Consider the following 21,514-nt stretch of genomic DNA (forward strand, 5'->3'; position numbering starts at 1 on the left):
GCGTACAGCGCCCGCATCGCACACGACGTCTGAGGGCAAGGTCCACAGGATCTGCGACATTCATCCAACGCACTTATCGCGCGTGTAGTGGATGCGGGCTGCTGTACGCGCTGACTAGTGGTTGGAGAACCTACGATGACGAAGAATTCTGCGCCTAAGCGTGCTGCCCGCGAGTACATGCGCGAGCACCCCGGTGTCGCCTACCGCGATGCCTTGGCGATTGTCACTGCTGAGCACGCCGCCGCAAAGACCCCATATGCCGATCTCGCTGCGGAGTTCCGGAGTGTGGCAGAGCTGCTCGGTGACGCGGTCAATGGCGACATGCAGTTGATGGAACACGAACTCGCCGTCGCTGAGGGGAACGGACTCGCATTCGAGGTGAGCATCCCCGAGATCACCGAGGCGCCGATCGACGTCGTGGACGTCACCCACGACTTGGCGACCCTTACCGTCGATGAGCACGAAGAGTTCGACGGCGGCACCACCATCGGCGAGGTGCGGGTCGAAGTAGATGTCGACTGGGAGGCGTGTGTCTTCAGGGCGGACTACTTCGGCGCTTCCAGCGATGTGCCCTGGCACGTGATCGACCACGATTGGAACGAGCATTATGTCCGGGTGAGCGGTAGGCTCCGCGCCGAGCTCACCTACCACTACGTGGCCGATCACGGGTCGCAGGACGTCGACGACATCACCCTCCAGGGGATGGAACAGTTGTCACCCACTCCCACTGCGTAAGTCGATAACACTCGCACCTGTCTTCCGCCCGGCGGGCTCGAACTGGCATGGTCATCGGTGCGGATTCGGGTGCACAGCCAGATGCCCGCCACGATGTAGTGTGCCGGGCCGATTCCATCTGGATTCGGCCCGGCAGCGCCGCTGTCGGCCACATACCCCGCTGGGTCGGGTTTCTGAGCTTTCCGACACGAAGCAGAGTCCAGGTTGACCGGCCGTCTCCGGCTCGCTACCCGCCGTGAGTGTCCGCCAAGAGATCCAGGACCCTAACGGGCTATTCGAGGTTCGTCAGGCTTGGCCGTACCGACCTCCACCCACGGCGGGGGCCCGATCGGAACGAAGTCGGTTCCCGGCGTTAGGTTGGGCTGCAGGCGTGGAAGGGGCCGGTTTCGCTGGTGAGGGGGTCGAGAGGCCGTGCAGATGCTGCAGACCTTGAGCGTGGCTAAAACAATGCTGCCGAAGATCACCGGTGTGCCCTGGAACGATTCGCTGGTGCTCGCGGCCATCGAGACGCAGCAACTCCGGTACCACAACCTGGCGAGCGCGAGGGTCTCCACGGACGTGGCCGCCGCCCTCGAACAGCGAGTGGGGATGCTGTTGCCGTGCGATTGCCAGGCCCAGGTGGGGCTGGCCCCTGTCGGGTACAGCGTTCGCCGGCCGAGCGGACCGCACTCCGATCACCTTCTCAGGTATCGCCGATGCCATTCACGACCGCCGGATCGCCCGGGGTCAGGGGCAGGTGATCTGGACGCGGCACTCGGGCGAGCGGAGGGGTGCCTCTTGCCGGAGAGCCGAATGAAACACCGCCTGTCGTCGATGAGCAGCCGCATCGACTTGCGAACAGGTTGTCTCCGACCAGGCGATACGGGTCGAGATTGGCGGTCATCTTCCGCTTGCCATGCCCGGGTCAGGATATGCGGTCCCGGGAGCGCCGAGCCGAGGAACATCGGAACGACGACGGGAAAACCATTGCGCCACTCAGGATGACGTAAGATACGGCATTGTGACAGCGAGGGGATGGGACGACGACATGGGTGGATCGACACGGTTCGACTCGGGGAATTCGGATGCTGCGAGGCCGAACGGGGAGCTGGTTCTGCGATGACCTCGGGGGTGCGTGAGTTGCTGGCCGGCCGCCGAACCTCGGTGCTGGTCTTGGCGACCGCTGTCCTGGTCGCCGTGCTCGGAATTGTCGCGCTGCTCTGGCTTCTCGGACGAGGGGCCGATGCGAAGAACGCGGACGTCGACGCACAGTCGATGCTCGAAGGTCGACCGGTGAGCGAGGGTATAGCTGCGGCCGGGGGCAGTTGTGAGGCATCTGGCGCGATCGACCGGCGCAACTGCACGCTCGCGGACGTGCGGTTCCAGCTGGCCGAGGGGATGTGGACGCGTCAGGCCGGCGAGCGTGAGCGCGAGTGCAACCTGGGGCAGGCCTCACGAGCGACCAAGGTGCTGACCAACAAGAGCTGGATGGTCTACGCCGACGGGCCGGAGGAATTGGAGAAGGTGCAGGGGCTGCTGGCGAGCAACGGGGTGCCTTCCCAGATCGTCGGCTACTGCGATTGGGACGAGTAGCCCCCCGCGACATCATGTCTGCGCCGGCGCGAGTTCTGTGGGTGTTGTGAGGCTCGCGATGGATGACAAAACCTCGATGCGGAAACCCTCGCATCGAGGTTTTCTCATTGGCCGGGTCACCGGCGTGTGGGCTACGAGCATGAGTGGTCGTTGATTAAGTCGAGAAAACTTTCTTTGAAAAGTCCGCGCCTTGGGTATTTACCGTTTGAACTGCTCATTTGCTACTTTTGAAGTCCGCTCATAATAACTTGACATGTTAGACTTGGCCGAACTAATGAAGACTAGGGCGGGATTGCCACAATGGGGTTGTTCAACCGAAGAAATGACGCCGAAATCGACTACGCCATCTTCGGTATCGAGCCGGACGACGCCGACGACGATGGCGGTGTCGACGACCTGTGGGACGAGGTGTCGAACTTTCGGCAGCTGGCCGAGGAAAGCCCCCTTGCGCAGATCGATTCCGCATCGGACCAGGACATCCATTCTGGAGATCGCACAGGTGTCGACTTCGAAGAAGAACTGGGCGGCGAGATCTTCAACGTCACCACCGAGGATGTGGTCTCTCGGGTGGAGAGTCTGCGCCGCGGCGGGCCTGCTGTGGCCGAGCCGCCGAGCAGGCGCTCGGGCCGGTTCAGTACCGGCCGCCTCGACGAAGTCACTGCGCGGATCGCTGCCGAGCAAGCGGCCAAGGCCGAAGAGACGTCCTTCGATCTGGAGAAGATGTCGAAGGAACAGCGCAAGCTCTACATCGAAGCACTCGGTGAGTCGCTCGAGCTCTACGGACACCTGGTGGCGATCAAGCCGCGCGAGAAATACGTCTTCCGGTCGGACTACTACAAGATCGACGGCGCCGGCGCGGTGGCCTGCATTCTGGCGTTGTTCCACCGAAACGAGGCTCGCGACGAATTCCCGGCCTTCTGGGGTGTGAGCCGGATCCCGGCCGACTTACCCGAGGGTGTGTCGGCGATCGTCTTCGAACAGGTCGAGCGCAAGGACGAGAAGTGGGTCGATGCTGCCCTGGCTCGGGCGGACAAGCTCGACCGGCTCGAGGAGCGCGAGCAAGCCGACGGCGGCACGATGAGTACCAAGCGCACCGCGGCCAAGGCCGCCGACGACCTGTACAGCACGGTGGCCGAACTGGGGGACGGGGCGGCGTATCTGTCCGTGCACAACCGGATCCTGCTCCACGCACCGAGCCTGGCGGCGCTGGATTCGGCCGTCGACAAGCTCGCACGGCAGTACATCGACGCCTTCTCCTCGCTGCACGCTGCCCCGTATCACGGCGAACAGCGGCAAGAGCTGTCCTCGCTGTTCGTCAAGAATGACGACAAGCGTGGTAACGGCTTCCACATGACTTCGACGGAGTTCGCGGGGTCGTACTCGTTGGTGACCAATGGCCTCAGCGACCCGGCCGGAGAGTTCGTCGGGAAAATGGGCGGTGACTACAACAACTCGGCGATCCTGTTCGAGGTCGACCGCTGGCGACATCACGTCGTGCTTGCCGACCAGGCGCTCAACCACGCGCTCGACCGGGCGCGCGTCGTCGACATGTGGGGGAGCAAGATCAGCCAGGCGGCGCTGCTCAACAACCATCGGGTCGTGCACCTGGTGCTCAATGGCGCCGACCTGAACACGCTGGGCCCGCCGCTCGAGAAACTGACCGCGCGCCTGGACATGACTCGCGGTGACGTGAACATGTTCGAGCTCTTCGGTTCGCGTAAGGATCAGTTGAGCCTGTACGGGATCCATCTGACCAAGTTGGTCCTGATGGCTGAACAGGCCTTGGGTGCAGGCGATCCGGCGGCGGTGTCGATCATTCGTAGTGAGCTGAAGGATCGTCTGACCGAGTTCTATGTCGACCAGAAGATGTGGGCGCGGTCGGCGGAGAAGAACCAGGAAAAGCTGCGTCTGGTCGGACTCGACCACAACGAGGTCCCCCTTCTGCAGCACTTCGTGCCCTATCTGGACACGATGTACAAGAAGCTGGTCCAGCAGAGCAATCAGGACACCGAGGCGCAGCGGGCGATCAAGACCCTGCAGGGCGTGTTCAAGGACATGCTCCAGGCCAACTCGGACTTGTTCAATCAGCCGACGTCGTACGAAATCGACTCGGCGCACTCCGCTCGTCGAGTGATCTACGACTTCTCAGGCCTGGTCCACCGGAGCAAGGGTCTGGCCATGGCGCAGCTGGTAAACATCGTGGGTTTCGCGGTGGCGTCACTGCGTGAAGGCGATGTGCTGCTCATTCACGGCGCCGACCAGATCACCGACACTCAGGTCCAGGAGTACCTGAGTGCGCAGTTCGAGCGACTGTTCCGGGTAGGCGCCCGCGTCGGATATCTCTACGAAAACCCGGATTCCATGCTGGAGAACCAGCGCTTCAACCGCTTCGAACGAGCCGACTACACAATCCTCGGTCCGATGGCCAAGGAGACGATCAGCAACTACGAGCAGGCGCTGCACACTGCGATCCCCACCGAGCTCAAGACGCTGCTGGCCGCAACGGATCTGGCGATCAGTTACTTGCGACGAGGCTCGGTCAACGTGGTGTTCGGCACCGAATTGAGCCTGGGACTGAAGGCCTTGCGTGGCGTGGGTGCATCGGAAGGGATGGAGGATGTGGCCGCGCGCGTACGCGAGACCGATCGCGCCAACCGGATCGCTGACAACAGTGAAGTGGCAGCGCTGGACCGGGCAGAGCAGGAACGAGCGCAGATCCGGCGTGACGCGCTGACAGACCCCGATCGCGACGACGGTCGGCCCGACAGATCGGTAGCGGACGACAGCCCTGCGAGAAGGTGACGGAGACGATGTGCGCAGACATGACATGACACAACACCGAGACGGCGAGAGGGAGGCGGAGTGATCCGATGGGGGGAACGATGACGGCAAGGAGGTTCAGCCTCAGAGCTATAGGCGCTCTGGTGGTGGCCTTGCTCGGCATCATGGTGGTCGCCGGTGTGATTGCTGCGGGTACGGCCACCGCGCAACCGACTGCGCCTCCGGATGCGAGCGCAAACTACGGCCGCGGATACGTCGACCTGACCACGAAAAATATAGACAAGCTGTGCCCCGGGGGCGGAGCGACCGGGGTTTCGGGGGCGACAGAGGGTACCGCGGATCCGGGACTCGATGGCCCGATCGTGGGCGGCGCGGATTGCGACTTGTCCGACCCCGCGTTGTGGGAAGCGGTCGACGTCTGCATCGACACCGACAAGAAATCAGAACCGGATCCGGCGAAGCTGGACGAGGCCGACTTCCTCGAGTGCATGGCTACCAAGGGATTCGGCGAGCAGGAGGAGAAGGTCGAGAAGACCGACCAGAGCGAGCAGACGGTCGCCGACCTGTCACTGGCTCGACTCAGCTCGTCGCTGACCAGCTTCTACGTCAACGCCCTGTCCCCGCTGGACACGGGCACGCCGTCGGACTCGTCCGAATCGGACGGTGCGGAGATAACGAAGACGACGTCGGTCTTGGATGCGTGGAAGCCGATCCTGACCGAACCCGGCAACGCCGGATCATTCGTCGGTAGCCCTGATCGCACCAAGCAGGAGAGTACGGGCTGGCTCTTCAGCGCCGCGGATGCCGCGAACGTCTCGAGCGTGAACTACTCGGCGTTCAATCGAGATAGCGGCCAGGCGGGCGACATGGCTGCCGGCGGACAGAGCACTCAGGCTCCCGATGCGGGAGTGGAGGGGTATCTGCTCTACGGCGCGATGCTCTCGGGTATGGGGTTCGACACCGTGATGGCGGCCGACGGCGGGGCCGCGGCGGGTCGCAGCCTCTCCGGCCTGCTGATGATGGCTGGATACGCCGGCGCCGGGTTCGTCGATGTCGCCTTCGATTCGGTGGTCTCGGTGCTGCAGTGGACCAACCCGTTCCGGTTCATGGTCGACGCGATCACAGACAACACCGACGACACGTTCACTGCGGGGATGGAGGGGAGTGCGCAGGAGCCCCCCGGCGCCTTCGACGGTCTACGCGAGTTCTTCGGCACGGTGTACGGCGCGATGGTCGATCTCGGATGGATGGTCACCATCCCGATGTTCATCGCGATGACCGTCGCCGGAATGCTGCTGATGCGCAAGTTCGACACCAGCAGCAAGATGAAGGCCCTGGCAATCCGAATCGCGTTTCTGGTGGTGGGTCTGCCTCTGCTGGGGACGAGCTACACCGCGGGGCTCGATGCAATGAAGGGCGCGTCCGGCGACGCAGCGAGTGCGCACGCAACCAAGGTCGTGCTCAGCACGTACGTCGACTTCGAAGCGTGGGTCAACGGCCCGCGCCTACAGCCGCCGACTTCCGGTCAGAGCAAGGGCGAGTTTTGGTGGAACGAGGACAATGACGCACCTAACGGAGCTACCGCAGCAGTGGCTCGCAAACTGGCACTGAACATCAACGCCAACAACCGTCCTGTGTGGTCGACTTTCACCGACGCCAACGTCAGCAAGGACGTGGCGGGAGGGGGCACCGACTCGACCTGGGCGTCGTCCGTCAGCGGGCGCGATGATGCCGGCAAGAGGGTCGATGATTCACAAGGCAACGATGCGAACGTCTTCACGTCGACGATGGAGCTGCTCAACAAGTTCCGCAGCGGAGACACCGTGAGCGCGGGAGCGTTCGAGTCGAGCGTCAAGGCCGGCCTGATCCAGGAGATGGAGAAGCACAAGGACACACCTGAGGCGCGGGAGATCATCGCCTCGTGGTTCCAAGGGCTGTCTTCCCCGGAAGCCCTGAGCTCGATGAGCGCCAATGACGTCAAGAAGATGCACAATCCGTTGATCGAGGTGAAACCGGGCGCCAGCTTCCAGGCGAATCGCGATCCCAGCAACGAGTACTCGGTGATGACGTTCGGCAGGGGCGAAAGCAGCGGTGCCTGCTTGAACACCACCGTGGTCACCGCGGGCTGGGACGGTAAGGCGGACAGCGAGGCGCGGACGGCGTGCAACATGAGTCCGCTGGCGATGTTCAACTACCTGAACACGTCGTTCGGTCCGACCAGCATGGACGTGTACACCCCGGGCCAAACCACCAGCTCGTGGGCCCGAGAGGCGCACGCCAGCGTCACCGCGATCGGCACCGGCCCGGCGCAGTTCATGTACTGGTTCTCGGCGATGACGATGCTCGCCTCGTTCACGATCATCGGCCTGGCGTACGCGATGATGATGATGATCTCGTCGATCAAGCGCGGGATCCAGTTGATCGCCGCGGTGCCGTTCGCGACACTTGGTTTCGTCGCCGGCATCGCCAAGTGCGTGATCTACACGGCGGCCATGTTCCTGGAAATCCTGGGCACCATCTTCATCTACAAGGTGGTCCAGGAGCTGATCGTGGTCGTACCGACCATCCTGGAGCGTCCCTTGGCCGAGCGATTGAGCGACGGAGTGTCCGAAAGCACCGCGGTCGCAGCCGCCGCAGGCGCGGCCGGAGTGGTGAGTCTGGCGGGCGAGAACAACCTTCACACCGTGGTGCTGATCATCACCGCGGTCAGCTCGGCCGGCCTGATCATGTTCACAATGATGGCGCTCAAGATCCGCAGGTCGTTGCTCGACGGTCTGGATCAAGCGGTGACCCGGCTGGTCAACAAGTTCATGGACACCCAGGCCTCGGGAGGCATGGAACCGGGACAGCCCAGCGCGTTGCGTCAGGGTGTCGCTCGCGGCGCCGGCATGGCCGCCACGTCCACGCTCATCGGTGGCGGTGCGGCCGGGATCGGCGACGGCGGCGGAGATCTCGGAGGAGGCTCCGACGGCACGGGATCGGATGGCGGCGGAGTAGGCACCCCTGGCGTTCCGGGGGCCGGTGACGGTGCGATGAGCGTGGGCAAGGATGGTGAGCTCAGGGACAAAGCCGGGAATCCGGTCACCGATGCCGCAGGTCAGCCGTTGACGGCCGCGGAAATGATGCCCATCGATGCCGCCACCGGCAATGTCCACGACGGCACGGGCGCTCCCATCCTGGGCGAGGACGGTTCACCGCTCAATGTCGACGACGTGGCCGGGTTCGACGGTCAGGGTCGGATGCTCGACAAGGACGGCGAGGTTCTCACCGACGCGGCTGGTCAGGAACTGACCAGCCAGCCGGCCGCGGCGACGTCCTCGCGACTGGCCGGGGATCGGGCTGTCGCATCCGGCGTGCTCTCACGGGGTTTGAGCGACTTCCCCACGGGCACATCGGGCGTCGCGATGTCGGGGGCCACATCCCCGGTGTCGCAGCCGACCGTGCCGGTGGCCGAGCCGTCGTCGGGTCCCCGGCAGGTGGGAGGGCCGTTGCGGTCCGACGTCATCGCCAACGGCGGGGACAGTTCGATCGTCGGTCATGCCGCGGCGCTCACGGCGTCGTCGATGGTCACGCAGCGAATGGCGGGTCCGCAGAGGCGTAAGCCGCCCGAGGCGATGGGCGCCTCGGGCAAGAACCCCGGGTCCAGCGGAAACGGGTCCGGTGGGGGCAGTGGCCCGACGGGTGGGTCGGTGCCCCAGCGACGCAGTTCCAGTGCAGGGACGGCGATGCAGTCCGCGGCGATGACTGCGGCGGTGCGCAATCGCCAGAACGACCGTGACACCGACCCGCCGGCGCAGCCCCCGCGAGGGAACTGACCCGGGGTCGGCATCGAGCGAGCCAGTGATGGCGACGGTCTCTCCAGGGGGCCGTCGCCATCATGCTGACCGGGTCGGCGGAGTAACTCGGAAGTGAGAAAGATAGTTGAATGGAGTTATTCAGAACGCCGACCATGTCGCTCTCACCTCGGAAAGGAGGGTAATGTATTCTCTGAAATAGCTTTATACAGGCAGGGTTCGAGTTTCTGAGACGAGCCTGTCGGGGGACGTCAGGTAGACCACATACACATGAAGATCATCGGTGTGGCCGATGAATCAGGGAGAGACGGCTGATGAGCTGGATTCAGATTGCGGCCTCGGCTGGGAGCGCAGGGTCGACGTCCTTGGCCCAACCCAGCGGAAACGTCGGCGGCACGGACAGCGACGGGGGCTGGGACCTCGTCGAGTTCTTCGCCAACGGGCAGAGCTACGCGGAGAAGGCCGGCGGGGGGTTCCTCGGTGTGGTCGGGGTGTTCTGTCTGCTGTTCGCGGCATGGAAGGTCTTCCAGAAGCTCACCAACGAGCAGAGCCGAGAGAGCTGGGGCAAGGTCGTCGGCCTTGTCGGGCTCGGCGGCGTGCTGCTGTTCGGTGGGTACCAGATGCTCAGCGACCTCGCCGAGGGCGGTAAGGACACTGTCGACAACTTCGGCGACAACGGCGGCGGCGCCATCGTTCTCGGCCAGAGCGTCGGTGACCCGGAGGTGATCGACGTCGGCAATGGGGTCCTGGTGCGGCTGTAGATCTTTCGACGAGCGGCAAACCCCCTGCACTTGCCCGTATCGGGTTCAAGAGCAGGGGGTTTGTTCGTTGCGACACCACGAAGGCGACCGAAGACGGGACGGGCACAGCCCGAGAAGGGGGACACGCGATGGCGACCAAGGTGGAGGGATCCTCTCGAGCCGATATGCCGTGGCCCGAACGGATCCGAGCAACGCGGCAGGACTTCTCTCGCAGATTCAAGCTGGGTCCGCATTACACGATCGAGCGGTTCGGTGTCATCGTGGCGGCACTGTCGCTGTCCGGTGCGCTGGTGCTGGGTATGACTGTGTGGGGCGCAATCCGCGCGGGCGATGCCGTGCTCGGTGAAACTGCGCTCTACAACAGCAGTTTCGTCGCCTCACGGACGGAAGTGAAGGGCAATGTGGAGCCGGTCTACGTCAACATGGACCGTGACCGCGCCCTGGTGCTGATGAAGTTCGAGACCCCCTCGCAGATGAGCTCGAACGCCGAAGACTACTACGTGTACGGCACGGGTATAGATGGCGGGAGCGGCGGTGGGCCCGCGAAACTCCAGAAGCCCCTTGCGGGGGCGATCTACTCGTTCGGGAACACCGGCTACCTGGGCATCGTCCTCGAAGCACCTGACGGTTTCGCCCCGCAGCTGATCAATCTGACGGTGCGTGCTCGCAAGGAGCTGATGACACCGAAGAACCAGCCGAACGCGGCGGGAATGGACAAGAGCTTCATCGAGCACGACCAGTGGCGGATCGTGATCAACCCCGCCGCCAGCGGAGCGGTGCACCTGGCGGCACTGGACTCCGAACACCTACCCGCGCCCGAGGAGATCTTCGCGTACGCGGTGACCTGGCGGCAGGAGCAGGCCAAGCGTCAGGCCCTCGACCGCAAGCTGGCCGACATGAAGACGCAGCTCACGCGCATCTCCAACTTCACGTCGATGATGGCGCAGACCAGTGTGCGGGTCGGCCCGGATCCCAGCGTGCGACTGCTGCCGCCGGCACTGCCTCCCGAGATCGAGGGCGACGCGATCACGGGCATAGATTCCGCCACGGTGCGCACCATGCTCCTGGAAGGACCTGCCGACCGGATCGAAGGGATCAAGGACAAGACTCCGCGGGCCCGGGGGCTCGACACATTCTCCGACGGGTACATGGTCAACACGTTCGTGCTGAACTCGGCGCACTCGATGTCGGGCGGCACTGACTTCGACTGGCGCCAGCGTTCGGTCGCGGATGGCTACTTCAAGACCCTCGGCACCGGAGAATCGTCGATCGGGGAGTACCTGGCGAAGCTGTCCAGCCAACCCATTCCGTCGGTTAGCGCGCGGGATCTGTTCTGGCCGCTGAGCAACGGGCAGTCGATCAACGACCTGCGCCCGGGTGACACCGCGGCCAAACCGCTGATTGAGTTACGCAACAACATGATGGCCGCCTACGACGCCTACTTCGGGCTCAAGCGGTCGTACCAGACGGTGGATCTGCTCGAGTTGCTGGTGATGGAGCAGACATTGGACCTGGTGGCATCCAACTCGACGAAGGCGTCCGGCCCGGATGCAGTGAGTTTCCGGGCGTGACCGCGCAGAGCAGAGGAGACGGTGCGAGCAGGAATCGGATCCACCGATGAGCAAGAACGCGATGGGACCGACGCAGCCCCGCCGAAGTGAACAGGGCTCCGAGGAACAGGACCCGGCAGCGAAGCTCGGCGAGAGCACGCTGAGCAAAGTCGGCGCGGCAACCGGCAACACCGCTTTCACCGGCGCCGGGTTGGCGATGAACGCCGCCCGCGGCGGCTCTCGTTGGGTGGGAGCGGGTTTCCGCAAGCTCGCGATGGCCGGCGTCCAGGCGGGGGCGAAGGTGTCCGGCCTGACCGGTGGCGCGCTCTCGGTAGGTGCGGGTACCGGTGTCGCCGTGGGGGGTAGCGGGCTGATCCTGGCCCTGGTGCTCTCCCTCGGCGGGCAGGCGATAGAGCAGAAGACCCAGCGGAGGGAGGCGCTGATCGAGCTCTGTCAGGATCTGACCGAATCACCGAGTACACGGGCGAGCAACGGCGATGCGAGCACCACCGACGCCAGCATGGAGGAGCAGGCCAGGAAGGTGTACTCGGTGCTGAGCTACGCCGGGATGAACGATCAGAACATCGCTGGAGTGCTGGGCAACTTCGAAACCGAGTCCGGGATCGACCCGACCTCGATTCAGAACATCTTCGACGAGCCGTACAAGGTCGGGCCGAAGAAGGAGGCGAAGATCGCCGCCGGCGGCTTCGGCAGCGATTCGACAGGCCTGGGGTTGGGGCAGTGGACAGGCGCGCGGGCACAGCACTTGCTGGACTACGCCGAGGCCAAGGGTGGGGAGTGGTACGACATCGAGATCCAGTTGGCCTTCGCGATGAGCGAGGATTCGGGCGCTTCGATCTTCAAAGACATGATCTCCGGCACGAATCCGGGAGCAGACGATCCCGGAGACGCGGCGTTCCATTACCTCAGCACCTGGGAGAAACCCGCCGAGATGGCGCCAGGGGGACCGAACGATGTCACACGGCGCAAGCAGGCCGAGCTCTGGTACGTCAAGATGACGAGCTGGACGGTCGAGAGCAAGCTCGGTTCCTCTGTGCTCGCCCTCGCGGGAGAGGTTCGACGCAGCGCGGACAACAAGGCTTTGGTGGCGGAGCTGCTGGACTGCCCGGGGCTCAGTGTCCGCGGCGTCGGCGGAGGAAACAGTTCCGCCGCCGAGGCGATGGTCTCGTTCGCATGGCCGTTCCTCGACGACAGTCGCGGCAATGACGGCACTGACCTGTACCAGTACGTGCACGACCAGGTGTACACCGGCGACGCGTACTACGCCAGCTGCGACCGCGGTGTCGGCAGCGCTGTGCGGTGGAGTGGAACCGATGACTCGTTCCCCGCCGGCCCGGTCAGTGCGCAGGAGCAGTACGTGAACGGCGAGGGTCGTGACAAGTGGGAGAAGGTCGGGTCCGCCATGAACGAGGCCAACCTCAAACCCGGTGACGTCCTGATCGCGCCGAACCACGTCGAGATGTACGTCGGCGAGGAAGCGGTGAAGAAGGTGTGGCCGGACGAGTCCGACCATGAACCGAATGCTGTGATCGCACACGCCTCACTCAACGACCGGTCCCCGGCGCTGGACAGTTTCGGTGCGATCAGCGACGACGGCCGCACCTTCGTGGCCTATCGGCCGATCAGCAAGGAGAAGAACTCCGTGTTCGCCGAGGTGAAGGCTCCAGCAGCGCTGAAGCCGGGCAAGGGCGACAGGAATGCGGCCACCACCACACCGGGGCCCTGATCGGAAGTGAGTGAACCGGCACAGGCGGCAGGCGTGAGACATTCCGTCCGACTCTGCCGAATAGTTTGTCATGTTACTATCCGTCTGCATAAGTAATATGCAGCATGACCTGCAGTAATATCGATCAGTAGAATAACTCCGAATAATTCTGGCACATATTCGATGGGAGGAGGTTCCCTGATGGACGAGGACACGTCGAGTGGGGCGCCGGGAACCGAGCCGAACTCGACCGGGGCGCAGCGTCACGAGGCGGGGATGGCTGACCGCATGCGCAAGGCCAAGGAGGCGTCGCAGCGTAGCCGGGTCGACAACGCCCGGCGCCGGGCGCCGAAGGCGTCGGTAGTGCGCTATTCCGCCGTGATCATTTCCGCGGTCGCCAGCCTGGGCATGATCGTGTACTTCACGGGCACCAGCTCGGCCCACGAGAACGCGATGCGCGCAAACCTGTCGGAGATCAGGGAGCTCGAGAAGGCGCTGGCCGATTCGGAGGCCGGAGCCAAGAATGTGCCCGAGGTCGAGCAGTTGCGTCCGGCGTTCAGCTCTGCGACAGCCAAGGCAGAAGATCTGGCGGCATTGCAGAACGGGATGGCCGGCCTGAACTACGAGGTGCGGGACCGCAGCGGAGTGCTCGCGGAGTACGGCGGCATGGTCGACGAGGCCAAGAAGTTCTTCACGACTGGCTCGCTGAGCGGTGGCGCCTTCCTGCCGCATGGGCAGTGGTACCAGCCGCACGAGCCGGGGAAGAACGAGAAGGGGCAGGCCGCGTGGATCCGGGTGCCGGGGTCGAGCTGGGGGTGGCAGGCGATCCCGACCAAGTCGGTGGACAGCTCGGGCAACATCACCACCCTCTGGGAGGCCCGGTTCATCGGCGGGGAGAACGACGGAATGCTGCTGGCGTGGGTCTCCGGCAAATACGACCCTCAGCGCGGTGAGTTCTTCGATATGAAGCGGGGCCTGACCGTCGAAGGAAACGATCGTCTCGGTGCCACGACCAGTCCGCCCGAGGGCAGCTCGGAGAAGACGCTGGTGCCCGCACCGAACGAGAAGGAACTGATCGACGACGCGCTGCGCCGAACAGGGACCGGCAGCACGAGTGCCACACCGAGCGCCACACCGAGCGTGAGGTCCACCGCACCCTCTACAAGTGCGACAGCTGAACCGCCGAGTGCCGACACACAGGACCCCGAGATGGCCGATCCGGGCCTGGACGGAGCGAACTGAGCATGAGTACGCAGAAGAGCAAGACGGCCGGAAGTTTCCACGCCGACGTCACGGACACGAAGAAGGAACAGGCCCGCAAGTTCCTCAAGCGGAACGTGCTGGTGATCGTGGCCGCAATCGTGTTCGCGACAACGTATCTGGTGCTCGGTGGGATTTCCTCGGACCGCGAGGCCGACCTGTCGAGTCAAAGATCGGAGATCCTGAGCCTCAAGGGTCAGCTCTCGATGAACCAGGACCAGCTGCGAACCGAGCAGGGGGCCGCGGTCGAAGAAGCCACCGGCGGAATGGAGATCGATCACAAGGATGACGACGACCAGACGATCACGGCGCTGATGAAGACCGCCCTGACCTGGAACGGTCTCAGTGACTACCTCGACCGGCGCGAAGAGGTGATGAAGACATACGGTTTCGCCGAGGACAGCCAGTTCATGCAGGTGTTCATGCCCGGCGAACAGGCGGGCGTCCGCCGCACAGCACCGTCGGGAAAGACCTACGAGGCGTTCGACAAGGACATGAGGAGCGAGTTCGTCTCGCTCAACAGCTCGGTGACCGACACGGCCGGCGACGTGTACAGCTACTTCTCGATCGTCGAGATGCGGGTGGCCTCAGGATCGGGTGCGACCAGCTCCACGGCGTACGTGTCACTGCGCTACGACATGATCGACGGCAAACCGACCAATCTGGACGCCTACACCATCCCCGGAGGGGTCGAGCGCTCGGGATAACAGATAGTTTGATGAAAAAGTCTCAAGCAGAGAATTGAGCGAAACGCCGCAGGTAGAATCAGATTCTCCTGCGGCTTTCGTGATGGTAAGATTTATTCAGAAAACTATTCTGAGTTGTTTGTGAAGCGGACGCAGTCGGTCGACGAGGAACGGCAATCGCCCCGCGCACGGGGGAAGACAGGTGGAGAGATGGCTGCCAAGAACGGGCGCCGGAATACCAGCGCGCTGGAGAAGAATTCGAGCAGGGCCCGTACCGCCCGCGCCGATGTGAGTCTGGCGATGAGGGACATCAAGGACAGTGTGGCCAGCACTGCGGCCGCGCGTGACGAAGAGCTGGGTCCGGTCGGGCGTGAGCTCGTTGACGCAGGAGTTCCCGCCTGGACCGTGCGGGCGCACGCCCGCCTGGGGCACATCGGCGGATTCATCGTGTTCGTGTGTCTGATGCTGGTCGGCTGGCCGGTCCTGATCACGCTCGTGACCACGTTGGTGCGTGTTCTCGGTGTCAACGTCGTCACCCGGATCCCTTCGGCGGTGCTCGGCGAGGTGGGGGTGCCGGTGGAACTGGCCGTCAGTACCACGGACCGATTCCTGTTCACCTGGGTCATCCCGGTGCTGTTCTTCGTGCTGGTGCTCGCCGGACTGACCTGCCTAGCGCTGCGCCGGCTGGCGATCTGGGCGTGGGTGTGGACGAATCGACTGGCCCTGGGTCTCTTCGCCGGATACGGCACCGGCGTACTGGCCGATCGGCGCGAACGTCAGGCGCAGCGGATCAGCAACGACAGCGTGCGCAGCGCACAGTGGGCGCGAGAGAAGGCCGAGCGCGAGGTCGTCTGACGACTGTGCCCGGTGCGCGCGAGGGAACGCACCGAGACCGAGGCCATCCGAGAGCCGTGAGTGCAGAGCGGCCACAAGGGAGTACGCAGCATGGACAAGCCCATCAAACTCGCAGGATTCTCAGCGGCGACACCACTGGCGAGGCAACTGATCGCCTCGAACCCCGTCGGCATGATCAGCATGGAGCAAGTGCCCATGCTCGCAGTGTTCACCCTCGAGTCGACCACGTTCGACTTCGTCGGCTCCCGGCAAGTGCCGCACCTGCGGCTCCAAGGTCGGCTGGACAGACTGATTCCCGAGAACCCGCAGACCATGCCCTATCTCATCGGCGAGATCGGACTCAGCGAGGAAGAGTCGATCCGCGTCGTCGGAGACTACCCATTCACCACCGAGCAACTCGGCGTGCTGGTCCACAAGGGCCTGTACCTCGAAGGATTCAGCCCATCCTCGGACTGGGTGGGCCTGCCGTTCGAGGTGGACACCCGCATAGACCTGCGCATTCTGCCGCCGAACCAGGATGACACCCCTCCGCTGGCCATCGCCGACCTGTCACCGATGCGCTTCTTCGACATGCGGCTGGAAACCTCCCGATACGACCTGGCCGAACACTTCCCGGACTACCGGCGATCGTTGATCGAGGCCGGCAAGATCACCGGCAACGAAGCCCTGGGTGTCGATCAGGGACTCGCGCAAGGGCAGGCCGACCTGTCGGACTTCGCATTCGGTGGTCCCGTCCGCGACAAGCTCGATCAGGTGTCGGTCACCGGACCCGGCAACAAGGATCTGATCAAGCGGCTGTCGACCCTGATGGACGTGGAGCTGGCCGCACCCACAGCATTGCGCGGATTGCGCGAAGACCTGCGCGGAGACCAGATCCGCGCCGAACGGGCACGAGCGAACCTGGTGTCACCGGGTCTGTCGGACCTCTACGGAGAGAGCGTCGCGAACCCGGCACCCGCCACGCCGCCGCAGGACGATGACGAGCTGAGCAAGATCGCAGAGCAACTCGACAACATCGACGTCGACGACATGGACTTCGGGGACCTCGACCTGAGCGGCTTCAGCTTCGGTGAGGACGAGAGTGCTCCGGGTGCGATCGAACCTGCGGTGATCGACGACAACGAAGAAGAGTCGTTGCCGACGTTGACGCTGTCCCCGCCCACAGAGGACCCGATCGTGGCGTCCGTGATCGCTGAGAGCGAGAACGAGGGTTTCAGCTTCGGTGACTCCGAAGAGGACGACCAGGTCGTCAGGTCGCGCAGGGCTCGACAGGCCCGCGAAGCGTCCGCACGACGGGCACGTCAGAGACAGCAGCTCGGTACCGAACGCCATGGACTGCCGGAGGGCAACACCGCTCCGACGACAGATCACGAAGGTCCCCAGCTGGGAGGCTGAAGACCGGAACGAGACCCGCGGCCGAAACGAGATCGGAGAATCCGCCGTTCTGGCAGCGGGTCTCGCTCTAGTAGCGAAGGAAACTGGTGGTGACCCTCAAGCAGTCGATCATCGTGGTCAACGAATACACGATCAAAACCGACACCGGAAAGACCGGCGGTTCACGCGGCGGCAGCCCCGGGGCCTACGTCACTCGGTACATGGCGAGGGAGCTGGCGACCGAGCCGATCGCACCGGTACAACGTCGGGACTTGGACACTTTCGTGACCAAGTACATGGCCAGGGCCGACGCGGTCGAATCCATGCTCGCCGACCACCGCGCCGGTACTGCGGATATCGCGGGGGTCAGGCGTACGTCCGGGTACGACGCACCGACCCTGGCCGGCAGGCGCATCCAACGCAGCGCCAGGCGGGCGCTGGAGAAGGTGCGAAGCGCCGTGTCTGTGTCTGATCGGGCCCAAGTCGGTCCGGCCGAACTGAAATCGGAGTTCGCCGCGGCGCAGGGCGACGGGGGTGTGGCGTGCGGCCATAGTGGGGTCTCACTCAGTCACGAGAGCCTGCACAACGACGCCAAGCAGATCCAGGACCTCTTCGACCGCGGGCACACGGTGATGAAGACCGTGCTCAGCTTCGACCACGACTACCTGCTGTCGATGGGTCTGATCCCGAGCGATATGGAGCTCGACCCGGAGACCGGGGCGCCGCGGCGAGGCGCGTATCGCGGCCAACTCGATCAGCTCAAGCTCCGGTTGGCGGTAATGGACGGCCTGACCAGGATGTGCCGGGTCGGGGACTTCGACGACCTGAAGTACGTCGGGGTGATCCAGGTGGACACCTCGCACGTGCACGTCCACCTCGCGATGGTCGATGCGGGCCGCGGCCGGCGCGCGAAAGACGGCACCCAGAAGGGCAAGCTCACCGCGCGGGAAATGGGCCTGCTGCGCAGCGGACTCGATTCCTCCCTCGACCGCCATCGCAAGGTCGAACATCTTTCGAGCGCGGTGGGCTACCAGCGGCGCAGCGTCAGCGCGTTCATGCGCCGCTGGGCGTACGAGGCGCTGAGTGTGAGCGCGCGTGCTCAGTTCATTCTCGCCTGCTTGCCGGAGGACCGAGGTCTCTGGCGTGCGTCGAGTAACACCAAGGCGATGGCCAAGGCGAACCGGCTGGTGCGCGAACTGGTCGAAGAGCGCCTCGGGCAACCGGAGTCGCCCATGCAGGACGCCGTGGCGCAGGTCCACGAGTATGCGACCGCGCGGACCGCAAAAGAGGGCCTGAGCAAGGCTCAGCAGGACCGGCTGGTGGCCGAAGGTCGCGAGCGCATCGTCCTGCAGGCGATGAACGGCGTGTACTCGGTGCTCTCGGCTGTTGCCGACGACGAGCTCAGTGTGCAGACACCGATGATGTCGTCGATGAGCGAGGACCTGGGCCAGCTGATCGAGCATGTCTCCGCCGAGGAGCTCGGCGCCACGGCCGCCGGCCGGAAGGGCGAGATGAGCGCGGGGCATTTCGCGTTGCGCCTGCGCGCCTACACCGAGAGGTTGGACCGGCACCGGACCCTACGCGAGCAGATGCTGCTCAAGGCACGGTCGTGGGAGGACGCCGCGGCGATCGGCCGCACGGCACCGGGGTCGGAGGTGATGCACCGGTTCTATCTCACCGAGGCCGACTACCACGGACGGTGCGTGAGCAAATACCAGCACTACCTGGACATGGGCGGCGCTCGGTTCTCCGAATGGTCAGGGCAGTGGCAGGCGGTCGAGGAGTACGGACGCAAGCTCACGGGACTGCGGGCACTGCGCGCCGACAAGTCGATCCCAAAGATGAAGGACGTGAACGCGGCCGAGCGGGTGGGCTTGGAGTTGTACGGCCAGGGGGGCGGCGGACGGCTGGCCCAGACAGGGGCGGAAGGCCGGGCAGGCCGCGCAGTGATCGACGGCCGACTGGAGATGATGGCGCGGCGCTATTCGACGATGGTGGACGACCTCGTGGAGTCGTGGCGCAAGAGCGGTGCGGCAGTACGCGTCACGACGGTCGAACCTGGAACCGAGACCGTACCCGGCCAGCTGCTGTTGCCCGGTGGCCGCAGCGCCGGACCCGCCCTCGACATCCACGAACCGGGAGCGCACGTGGTGGTGTCCGCGCTGCCGGAGTATCCGTTCAAGCTCGTCAAGGGCGTGGACATGCACGAACTCGGGCTGGACTGGGACAAGGACCAGAAGGTCGGGCCGCGTACGGCGACCAGGTTCGCCGAGGTGGCCCGGTCACGTAGCGACGCAGTCGATGCCGCGCAGGCGTGGATGGTCGCGACCGACCAGGGCAACCAGGTGGCATCCGAGTTGGGTGCGGCACTGTCGGATATCGCGTCGATGCGTGAGCGCGCCGGACTGGTGCACTCAACCGGTCGGCTGCCGTCGTTGTTGGCCGCGGCCGCCGACAAAGCCCGCAAGATCCGGTTGCGGATCAAGGCGGAGCTCGAAGCGATCACGCAGGCGGAGGCGGGTGCGGCAGCCCGCGACAGCGAACTGGAGACCTTGGCGGACGCACAGGTCCGCCGCGATCTCGAGGCAGAGCTTGCCGAGCAGGCACGCGGACGCAGTCCCAAACGCAAGGGTGCGACCACACGGCTCGACACAGGTCTCGGTGGCGCGATCAATGCGTCGATGGACGCCGCGGTGCTGGAGTACCGGGTCGACCGCGGAGATGAAGGCCGGGGGCCGGCAAGTCCCCGGGGGTGACGAGATGAGGGGATGCGAGTGGCACGAGTGAGACAGACGGTCGTCGCTGTGGTGCATGGCAGCGACGAAGGTGCTGGGGTGGACGTGGAGGTGTACCCGTACGACCTCACCTCAGCGGCCGGACGCAAGGCCGGTGAGCTGCTGGGATCGTGGCGGCCGCAGCCCGGCGAGCTCGATGACGCGGATCGTGTGATCACGAGGCTGCACGCGCTGCGGACGGTGGCTGGGTACAGCCGGGCGCCGGGTGATCGAAGCGCTGCCGGATTCCTGACCAGGACCAGCGAGCGGGATATAGCCATGGCCCGCGCGATGTCCGGGAACGCCGGCGGCCCGGTGTACGACGAACACTACGAGTACGAGGTCGGCGAGGTTCTCCTCTTCGACGCGGAGGTCGACAAAGACCGACTGACGGTGGACTGGGCCACGGCTGTACCGCATCCGTCGACAGATCCGGGGACGCTCTCGTGGGAAGGGCAGGTGCAGCGGGTCGATGGTGTGGTCGTCGACCCACAGGCGTGTCGCAGCGGAGTCCACCGGGTCGAGGTCTCTGGCGACGGCACCGTGTGGCCGTTCAACGAGGCCGGCCAGATCGTTGCCGGACTGGGTGACCAGGAGAAGGCGGATTACGCCGAGGCGGATCGCTCACAGGTCCCGCATCGAGGTCCGCTCCTGGTCACGATCAGTTTCGGGAACGGTGACGGCGGCGACGCGAAACTGCGGGCCGAGCCTGCGGAGTCGGCGTTGCGTCGCGGCACTGTCGGTGTGCCTGCTCCGGGTGAGGGTGTGAGTTTTCGCGCAGCCGACCTGGAAGCGCTACGTCTGGCGGCAGGCAGCCAGCACAGCCGAATCACCGATGCGTCGGGGGCGACGGTGAGCGCGGTGTACTTGGTGGAAGCGGACTACGGCGCGCAGATGGCGAACGGTTCGGTGGTCTTCGACGCCCTGGGGGCAACCAGCGCGGTCGACCGCGACCCGAGTATCGGTTCGTTGTCGGTGGCCGAAGTCGCGGGCGATCTCCGGGTAAGCACCAGCGGCTCCCGATGGGTGAAGTCGGCACCGGCACGAGGATCGGCGTTTCTCGGCGGTACGGCGTCGAAGAGCGCTGCGGCCGAGAAGGGTTCGGTCGGATACCCGTCCGAGCAAGAATCGACCGCTGCGGGCCCGGTGGCGGAAGCGGCGTCGCTTCCGGGTCGCGACGGCCTCGGTAAGGGCATCGGGTCGTTGCTCGACCGTCGCAGTCCGAGCAAGTCGCCGTCGAAGCGAGGTGGTCTGAAAGCGTTGGTCGCCATGCAGTCTCGCACGGTGGCGTTGATGCGGGAGCACGGTCCGACGCTGGTGGAGGCAACGAAGTCCAAGCTCAAAGACCCGGCGGTGCAGGCCGCGTTGAAGAAGGCCATGTTGACGGCGGTGGAGGTCGGGCTCGCCGGTAAGGGTGGTGCGCCGTCGACGAAGTTCGCGCGAGCGGCGGACACGGCGATGCGCGTCGGCGACATGGTCGCGACAGCGCAGAAAAACCAGCACGCCGCGGGTGCGAGGTCATCGGGGTTGTCGAGGTGAAGGGCGAGGCGGCAGGTGGGAAATCCTTTCTGCCGCCTCGCTTTCTGCGGCGTTTCGGGCGGGAAAATTTGCACCCATATGCTATCAATATAGAGCAGACAAAACCG

13 protein-coding genes are annotated in these 21,514 nt (G+C 64.7%); all 13 read left to right on the plus strand.

The genetic code is table 11. From position 1 onward, the window contains the following. The first annotated feature begins 135 nt into the window (after positions 1 to 135). The 13 genes from CA951_RS02425 (at position 136) to CA951_RS02485 (ending at position 21,407) form a co-directional block, all read left to right on the plus strand. A complete protein-coding gene (locus CA951_RS02425; RefSeq protein ID WP_143542963.1) occupies positions 136 to 735 on the plus strand; it encodes a hypothetical protein in 600 nt (199 codons plus the stop codon). A gap of 1,098 nt (positions 736 to 1,833) precedes the next feature. Beyond that, positions 1,834 to 2,307, plus strand: coding sequence for a hypothetical protein (locus tag CA951_RS02430; protein ID WP_087555345.1), 474 nt, complete (start codon positions 1,834 to 1,836; stop codon positions 2,305 to 2,307). A 300-nt stretch (positions 2,308 to 2,607) separates the two neighbouring features. Continuing rightward, the gene (locus CA951_RS02435; protein WP_087555346.1) at positions 2,608 to 5,109 is read left to right on the plus strand and encodes a hypothetical protein; all 2,502 of its coding nucleotides are present in this window, start codon (positions 2,608 to 2,610) and stop codon (positions 5,107 to 5,109) included. A 122-nt stretch (positions 5,110 to 5,231) separates the two neighbouring features. After that, complete coding sequence (locus CA951_RS02440; RefSeq protein WP_087555347.1) at positions 5,232 to 8,903, plus strand: hypothetical protein; 3,672 nt, start codon at positions 5,232 to 5,234, stop codon at positions 8,901 to 8,903. A gap of 293 nt (positions 8,904 to 9,196) precedes the next feature. Next, a complete protein-coding gene (locus CA951_RS02445) occupies positions 9,197 to 9,643 on the plus strand; it encodes a hypothetical protein (RefSeq protein WP_143542964.1) in 447 nt (148 codons plus the stop codon). Between the two features lie 128 nt (positions 9,644 to 9,771). Beyond that, entirely contained in the window at positions 9,772 to 11,214 is a 1,443-nt protein-coding gene (locus tag CA951_RS02450) for a hypothetical protein (RefSeq protein WP_143542965.1), read from the plus strand. A 46-nt stretch (positions 11,215 to 11,260) separates the two neighbouring features. Further along, positions 11,261 to 12,940: a phage tail tip lysozyme gene (locus CA951_RS02455; protein ID WP_087555350.1), complete on the plus strand. Its 1,680-nt coding sequence runs from the start codon at positions 11,261 to 11,263 to the stop codon at positions 12,938 to 12,940. Between the two features lie 180 nt (positions 12,941 to 13,120). Then, positions 13,121 to 14,161, plus strand: coding sequence for a hypothetical protein (locus CA951_RS02460; RefSeq protein WP_087555351.1), 1,041 nt, complete (start codon positions 13,121 to 13,123; stop codon positions 14,159 to 14,161). Between the two features lie 2 nt (positions 14,162 to 14,163). Beyond that, complete coding sequence (locus tag CA951_RS02465) at positions 14,164 to 14,886, plus strand: hypothetical protein (RefSeq protein ID WP_087555352.1); 723 nt, start codon at positions 14,164 to 14,166, stop codon at positions 14,884 to 14,886. Positions 14,887 to 15,075: 189 nt separating this feature from the next. Beyond that, positions 15,076 to 15,720, plus strand: a complete 645-nt coding sequence (locus tag CA951_RS02470; RefSeq protein WP_087555353.1) for a hypothetical protein — start codon at positions 15,076 to 15,078, stop codon at positions 15,718 to 15,720. 90 nt (positions 15,721 to 15,810) lie between these two features. Next, the gene (locus CA951_RS02475) at positions 15,811 to 17,115 is read left to right on the plus strand and encodes a hypothetical protein (RefSeq protein ID WP_087555354.1); all 1,305 of its coding nucleotides are present in this window, start codon (positions 15,811 to 15,813) and stop codon (positions 17,113 to 17,115) included. Between the two features lie 89 nt (positions 17,116 to 17,204). Next, entirely contained in the window at positions 17,205 to 19,850 is a 2,646-nt protein-coding gene (mobL, locus tag CA951_RS02480) for a relaxase MobL (protein WP_087555355.1), read from the plus strand. A 78-nt stretch (positions 19,851 to 19,928) separates the two neighbouring features. Continuing rightward, positions 19,929 to 21,407 carry a hypothetical protein gene (locus tag CA951_RS02485; RefSeq protein ID WP_087555356.1) on the plus strand — a complete coding sequence of 493 codons (1,479 nt, stop codon included), beginning with the start codon at positions 19,929 to 19,931 and terminating at the stop codon, positions 21,405 to 21,407. The last annotated feature ends 107 nt before the right edge of the window (positions 21,408 to 21,514 follow it).

This window comes from Rhodococcus sp. NCIMB 12038, from assembly GCF_002165735.1.
Taxonomy (GTDB): Bacteria; Actinomycetota; Actinomycetes; order Mycobacteriales; family Mycobacteriaceae; genus Rhodococcus_F.